6 protein-coding genes are annotated in these 5,692 nt (G+C 69.6%); 4 read left to right on the top strand and 2 right to left on the bottom strand.

From position 1 onward, the window contains the following. Positions 1–285: 285 nt before the first annotated feature. Complete coding sequence (locus ACFU7Z_RS35160; RefSeq protein WP_380782059.1) at positions 286–525, bottom strand: hypothetical protein; 240 nt, start codon at positions 523–525, stop codon at positions 286–288. A 330-nt stretch (positions 526–855) separates the two neighbouring features. Then, positions 856–1,920: a glycosyltransferase family 8 protein gene (locus tag ACFU7Z_RS35155; RefSeq protein WP_380782057.1), complete on the bottom strand. Its 1,065-nt coding sequence runs from the start codon at positions 1,918–1,920 to the stop codon at positions 856–858. Between the two features lie 90 nt (positions 1,921–2,010). Between ACFU7Z_RS35155 and ACFU7Z_RS35150 the strand changes: the two genes are divergently transcribed. The 4 genes from ACFU7Z_RS35150 to ACFU7Z_RS35135 all read left to right on the top strand — a co-directional run bounded on the left by ACFU7Z_RS35150 (position 2,011) and on the right by ACFU7Z_RS35135 (position 5,662). Then, a complete protein-coding gene (locus tag ACFU7Z_RS35150; RefSeq protein WP_380782055.1) occupies positions 2,011–2,760 on the top strand; it encodes a Stf0 family sulfotransferase in 750 nt (249 codons plus the stop codon). 388 nt (positions 2,761–3,148) lie between these two features. Then, entirely contained in the window at positions 3,149–3,814 is a 666-nt protein-coding gene (locus ACFU7Z_RS35145; protein ID WP_380782053.1) for a hypothetical protein, read from the top strand. Positions 3,815–3,919: 105 nt separating this feature from the next. After that, positions 3,920–4,567 (top strand): hypothetical protein, encoded by a 648-nt coding sequence (locus ACFU7Z_RS35140; RefSeq protein ID WP_380782051.1) that lies wholly within the window; start codon positions 3,920–3,922, stop codon positions 4,565–4,567. A gap of 336 nt (positions 4,568–4,903) precedes the next feature. Continuing rightward, positions 4,904–5,662: an endonuclease/exonuclease/phosphatase family protein gene (locus ACFU7Z_RS35135; RefSeq protein WP_380782049.1), complete on the top strand. Its 759-nt coding sequence runs from the start codon at positions 4,904–4,906 to the stop codon at positions 5,660–5,662. Positions 5,663–5,692 lie beyond the last annotated feature (30 nt).

Below are 5,692 nucleotides of genomic sequence, written 5' to 3'. Positions count from 1 at the left end.
GGCCTTGGTCGGGCCTGCCGGTGCGCGCGCCGGCCGGCACCGCCATGGCCGGCACCGGCCCGGTCGGCGGCGCGCTGCGGTCCGGTACCGTTCCGCCCGACTCCCCGCTCGTGTGGCCGCTCGTCGTCCTCGCCCTCGGCTCCGTGGCCTACGACCTCGGCGTCCGAGCCCGCCGACGTCGGAACGGCAGACGTCGCGATCCGATGTCGCAGCGGTTGGCGCGGGCCGCAGGGACGGCACATCACTCGCGGATGATGCCGTCCAGGAGGTCGAGGGGCCTGACGATCAGCGCAGCGTCAGGATCCAGGCGCTGACGGCCAGCCAGCCGGTCAGCGTGAGCGCCGCGCACGCCCAGGCGAAGCGGGCCGGCCCACGGCCGCGGTCCCGCCCCTTGGCGCGCTGGAACCCGGCGACCAGGCCGGCCACCGCGGTGACGGGGAGCGCGAGGAAGGCCAGGTACAGGGTGCCGTAGTAGAGGAACCTCGCGAACAGGGCGCCCACGAACACGAACGGCGCGGACACCACGGTGACCACCGCGCCGCCGGCCGTGCACGCGACGTTGCGTTTCGTTGGATTCGCGCTCCGTGCCACCTTGATCGTTCCGGGTTTCGTGCCACTTCCCCGGGACGGTGTGCTGAAAGCTAGGTGACACGTCTTCTGCCTGACCGGCTTGCTGAGGCTTCAAGGAACACTGTGCCGCAGCGGGTGCGTCGCATGGGCCTGGTGGAGCGGACCGTGCGAACAGAAGACGATGGCGATGGCTGGAGCCCGGAGCCGTCTGGAACGCCTCCGGCTCCGCCGCCAAGCGTCCGACCAGAACGACGTGGAGGGCGTCGCCGTAGGCGTACTTCTTGGTCAGACGAAGCGAGGCCTCTTGCGACGCTCGGGTCGTTTGTCCTGATCACGCCGGTTTGGGTAGCCGAACACCGCCGCCGGCGATGTCGCCGACCCCCCTCCCCCGGTAAGCGCCAGGGGCGGCGTCTCCGGGACGGTCGGGGAGGTCGGCCGAGACGGCGAGGTGACAGCGTTCGGCGTCAGGTCCTCGACGGTCGGGGAGATCGGCCGAGACGGCGAGGTGACAGGGTTCGGCGTCAGGTCCTCGACGGTCGGCGTGGTGAAGTGACGATATCGCCTGAGGTTCTCGGTGTCCGGGTACGGGTGACGCCATGGCTTGCGGGAGCCGATGAAGTGGAGCACGAAGGCGCGTCGCTCCTGATCCCGGTACGCGTGGTACTCCGTACCCAGTCGCGGCGGCCAAGCCTCGGGCGGGATGTCGCGGAAGTCAGTCATCGGGAACACGTTCCAGCGCGGATCCAGCTCGATCCATCGACCGTGCGTGAGCGCGTTGAGCGCATCTTGCTCCAGACAGACCGGGACCTGATCCTGGCTCGCGAGCCAGTCGAGGGCCCGCTCGGTCAAGCTCTCCCGACGCCACTGGCGGAGGTTGCACAGCATCACCCCCGCATTGAAGTAGGGCGCGTCGGGCGCGAATCGTCCGTTGCTTCCGCCTGCCAACGCCTCGTGCAGGTTGGGACGCCACATGTCCCGCACGGCCGCGAGGGGTCTGTCACCAAGGTCCGTCGCGAACAGCTCTGTCACGTCTCGCATCAGCACGACGTCCACGTCCATGTACAGCGCCACGTCGTCCGGCACCAGCTCTGGCAGGAACAGGCGCGCGTACGTCGCGCCGGTCAGGTAGCGCAGCAGTGGCAGGTCGGACAGGTCGCGGCGCAGACGGACGACCTCCAGATCGAGCCCGCGGGACATCGCGTGCTCGACGACGTCGGCACTCGGCGAGTCATCTGTCATCAGTGCCGAGATGCGCACACCGCTCTTCGGCGGGAGGCAACGGGCCAGCGACGACAGCATGTTGCGTGCCGCCGATGCGTACTGACCGTCGAACGCGATCGCTATGCGCATCCCCCGACCCCCCACGTGTGCGACCCAGGAACCACTACGCTAAGGGGGGGTCGAGCGACGGTCAAGGCGCTCAAAGAGGGGGTGCGACCTGTGGCGCGAACGAGCGACGTGGCGCCGGCGGCGGGCAGATGCCTGCTCATCTGCAGCACACCGAGGTCAGGGACTCATCTGCTGGCCGGTCTGCTGGAGAGCACGGGCTTGTCGGGCAACCCGCAGGAGTACCTGTACAACCACGTTACCGAACTGGACGGTGAGGACATCCCGATCGGTCCGGCGCACCGGACGCAGCCGGACCAGCTACGAAAGCTGATGCGGATCGGGACTTCAGCCAACGGCGTGTTGGGCCTGATCGTCATGGGGTCGTACCTGGACGAGGTCGTCGCCGGGCTGCGGCGATACCAGTCCGCGAGTGGAGCGAGCTGGCGCGAGGTGATCGAGCGCGCCTTCGACCGCCCGGTATATGTGTGGAACCGGCGGCTGGACACGGCGGCACAAGCGGTGTCTCTGTACCGGGCGCTGGAGACCGACGTCTGGTATGCCGACGACGTTCGTGGCGTGGGTGCTGACGTTCCCTACCGTCGCGACCGGATCGCGCACTGGGAGCACATGATCCGGGAGCAGAACGAGGAGTGGGCGCGCCGGTTCTCCGACAGCGGGATCACGCCGATCACGGTGACGTACGAGGACGCGCTGACGGACCCGGAGGGTGTGGTGGACCGGCTCCTGGACAGCCTGGGAGTCGCGCGAGGCGGCCGGCCGGTGGAGCCGCTCACGCGCCGGCAGGGAAACGACGTGAGCTTGGAATGGCTGGCCCGGTACCGCCGGGACGGTTCAACGTGACCGCTGCCTCCGCGACCTCGATGAGCTCCGCCAGCACCTGAGGCTCACTGCCGTAGGGCCGACGCAACGGCCCACGCCGCACTGGCCCGTCCGGTACGAAACGACGCTGCCCGGCCCGACGCCGCATCGCCCGCAACAGATCCATCGCGAGATCGCCCCCGCCACCCCCACCAGTCTGCATGACCACATCCTGGTACATCCGTCGGCGCTACGCTCAAGTGCTGAGCTCGGTACGAACGATCGTGCTCAGGGCCCTGTTCGATGTGATCGTGTTTCGTGCAACGATCCCGGCATGGCGAACTTTGATGCTTCCTCTCCGCAGCGCCGTGTGAGCACGGGTGGGCCGTGCGGAGCGGCGCGCGGCCAACGAGGTTCTGCCCTCACCGTGTTGGGGGCGCTGCTGGATCGGTCGCTGGTGCAGATCGCCGATGCTGCCGCGGACGCCCGGTGCTTCGACCGGGAGACGATCCACATGGCGGCGGACGTGTGGGACAACAACACCTTTCCGCTGTTTCGGGCGGCGACGGCCGGCACGCGAGGCGGGCGCGAGCGTCGGTCTCTGGCAGCGTTGGAATGGATGGCCGGCCTCGGTGAGGATCGGCGCACCTGGATGATCGAGCAGGCTGCGGCGGCCGGGCACTCGTTGGACGGGCTCCTCACATCGGGGAAGCCGTCCACGCCGGGCCGTGACTATCTGGGACAGGTGATGGCCCCGGTGATGTCGCTGACGGCGCACGCCGCGGAGAGCCTGGCCGCCGACTACGACCTTTCATCGGCCGAGGTCCGCCATCTGCGGATCGAGCGGGCCGGCAGCCGTCTCGTCGGCCAGCTCGAACTGGCTGTCACCCGTTCCTACCCCGTCGACGACGGCACCCCGGCCGAGAGCGCGACGCTGAATATATGGCTGCGCGACATCACCGAGGTCCGCTTCGATTCCGATGACGCCCGGGGCGCCGTCCTTGGAGCGCGAGCGGACGGCGTGTCAATCGCCCTGGGGGCCCGCGGGATACTCTGCGCGGCGACGGCCGACCATTGCCCGGACGACCGCTGCTAGCACCTGTCCTCGGCCGGGCGCCAGGCCGACGCGACCACACCACCCCGCGACACCCGACCTGCTCGCGGCACCTCCCCGCAGGAGGGGCACCTGGGCGCCAACGCCATGGCCGCAGCGACCGTTCTGCACCACGCCATGCTGCACGTCCGCATGGTGCGTAGTCCCAGGCATGCGGACCGGGTCCCCGTACGCGACTTCCACCGAGCCTTCACCGGAGCCGGCGAGGCAATCCTCGCCGCGGGTGCTCACCGCCTACCCCACCGACGGGAAGCCGCCTTCCGCCACCTGGTCGAGACCTGGGTCAGACGCGGCGGCCCAGCCCTCGCGAAGTGGTTCGCCAGCGAGCTGGCGGAGACCGTCCACCGACCGGATCTCCTCGTCGTCCTCCGCGACCAGGACCAACCACACCCGATCACCGGCACATCGCAGCAGCCCACTCCGAACCTCGCGACGGTACCCGGCCCGGTAGAGGTCGAACTCCGGATGGCCTCCTACACCTCGGCACACACACGCTACGGCGCAGACCACGACGCCTCTGCCCTCGTGCACCTGGCCGTGCCGCCGCACCCGCGGAACGCCGAGAACGACCCGTGGCGGCTGCGCGCGATGTGCGGCGCCAGCCCCGCCCGCTTCCAGTTGCGGACGGCGGCGTTCCAAGGCGCCGGCCGGCCCTCCGTCACGGCTGACGACAAGGCAGCCCGCCGCTTCGCCCTACACGACGGAGCCCTCGACATCACACGAAGGGAAGGCTGAACCCACCATCCGCCGCGCGCACGTTGGTCTGCACCGGCCTGCGCAGTTTTCCTGTACGCCGACACGGGGTCAGCCGACGCCGAGCAGAACGGCGACGGCCACCAGGTCGTCCTCCCCGCGCCCGCGGGTTCGTACCTCCACGTCGGCCGGCGCACCGATTTTCCGCGTCTGCCGCCTCGGGGCGTTTTACGGCGGGGCGGCGGGAATTTCGACAATACTGGCGCCCGTTCGCCAGGAGGGGAATTTCTGCCGGACCGGCCGGCGATCGTATTCAATGGGCTCCGGCCGATCAGGCAACGCAGCGGCGGAACGGTCCGCCGTGGAAAAGGAGTGCGCATGGACAGCCGGTTGGATTCCGCCGAAGCTACCGTCGACGTCCTGTCGTTCAACATCCACCACGGGGAGGGAACGGACGGCGTCCTCGACCTGGAACGGATCGCCCGGGTGATCCGGCGCAGCGGTGCGGAGATCGTCGGGCTCCAGGAGGTGGACCGGCACTTCGACGGGCGCAGCCAGTGGAACGACCAGGTGGCGGAGCTGGCGCGGTCGCTCGGCTACCACCCGGCGTACGGGGCGAACATCGACCTGGACCCGGCGGCGCCGACGGCTCCGCGGTCCCAGTACGGTACGGCGGTGCTGTCCCGGCACCCGATCACCCGTGCGCGGAACACCCACCTCTTCCGGTCCCCCGGGGAGGAGCAGCGCGGCCTGCTGCACGTCGAGATCGACCTCGGCGGAATTCCGCTGCAGGTCTTCGTCACGCATCTGGAGCTGTTCTCTGAAATCGACCGGATCCGCCAGGCGGAAGAAGTCGTGGAGTTGATCGGGGAAACCGGTCCGGCCATTTTGCTCGGCGATTTCAACGCCGCCCCGGGGACGTCGGAGATAACCAGGCTTCGGGCTGCTTTCACCGATTCCTGGACGGTTCTCGACGGTGGTCCGGTGGCGACGTTCCCGGCCGATGCTCCGCGGGACTGCATCGACTACGTCTTCGCGGGCCGGGGGGTGACGCCGGTGCGGGTCGGCCTGGTCACCGAGGAGCCGGTGGCCTCGGACCACCTGCCGGTGCTGGCCCGGCTGGTGGTCTCCGGCTGACCGCCGGCCCCCGAGGGTCCGGGCCGGGGC

Origin of the sequence: Kitasatospora sp. NPDC057518, assembly GCF_042802075.1 — a bacterium.
Lineage (GTDB): Bacteria > Actinomycetota > Actinomycetes > Streptomycetales > Streptomycetaceae > Kitasatospora.
Note: the sequence above shows the minus strand (reverse complement) of the source record. Positions and strands in the feature narration are given on the sequence as shown.

Coding starts and splice junctions, on each gene's coding strand:
- ACFU7Z_RS35155 (WP_380782057.1), bottom strand. CDS start 1,920: ATGCGCATAGCGATCGCGTTCGACGGTCAGTACGCATCGGCGGCACGC.
- ACFU7Z_RS35140 (WP_380782051.1), top strand. CDS start 3,920: ATGGCCGCAGCGACCGTTCTGCACCACGCCATGCTGCACGTCCGCATG.
- ACFU7Z_RS35135 (WP_380782049.1), top strand. CDS start 4,904: ATGGACAGCCGGTTGGATTCCGCCGAAGCTACCGTCGACGTCCTGTCG.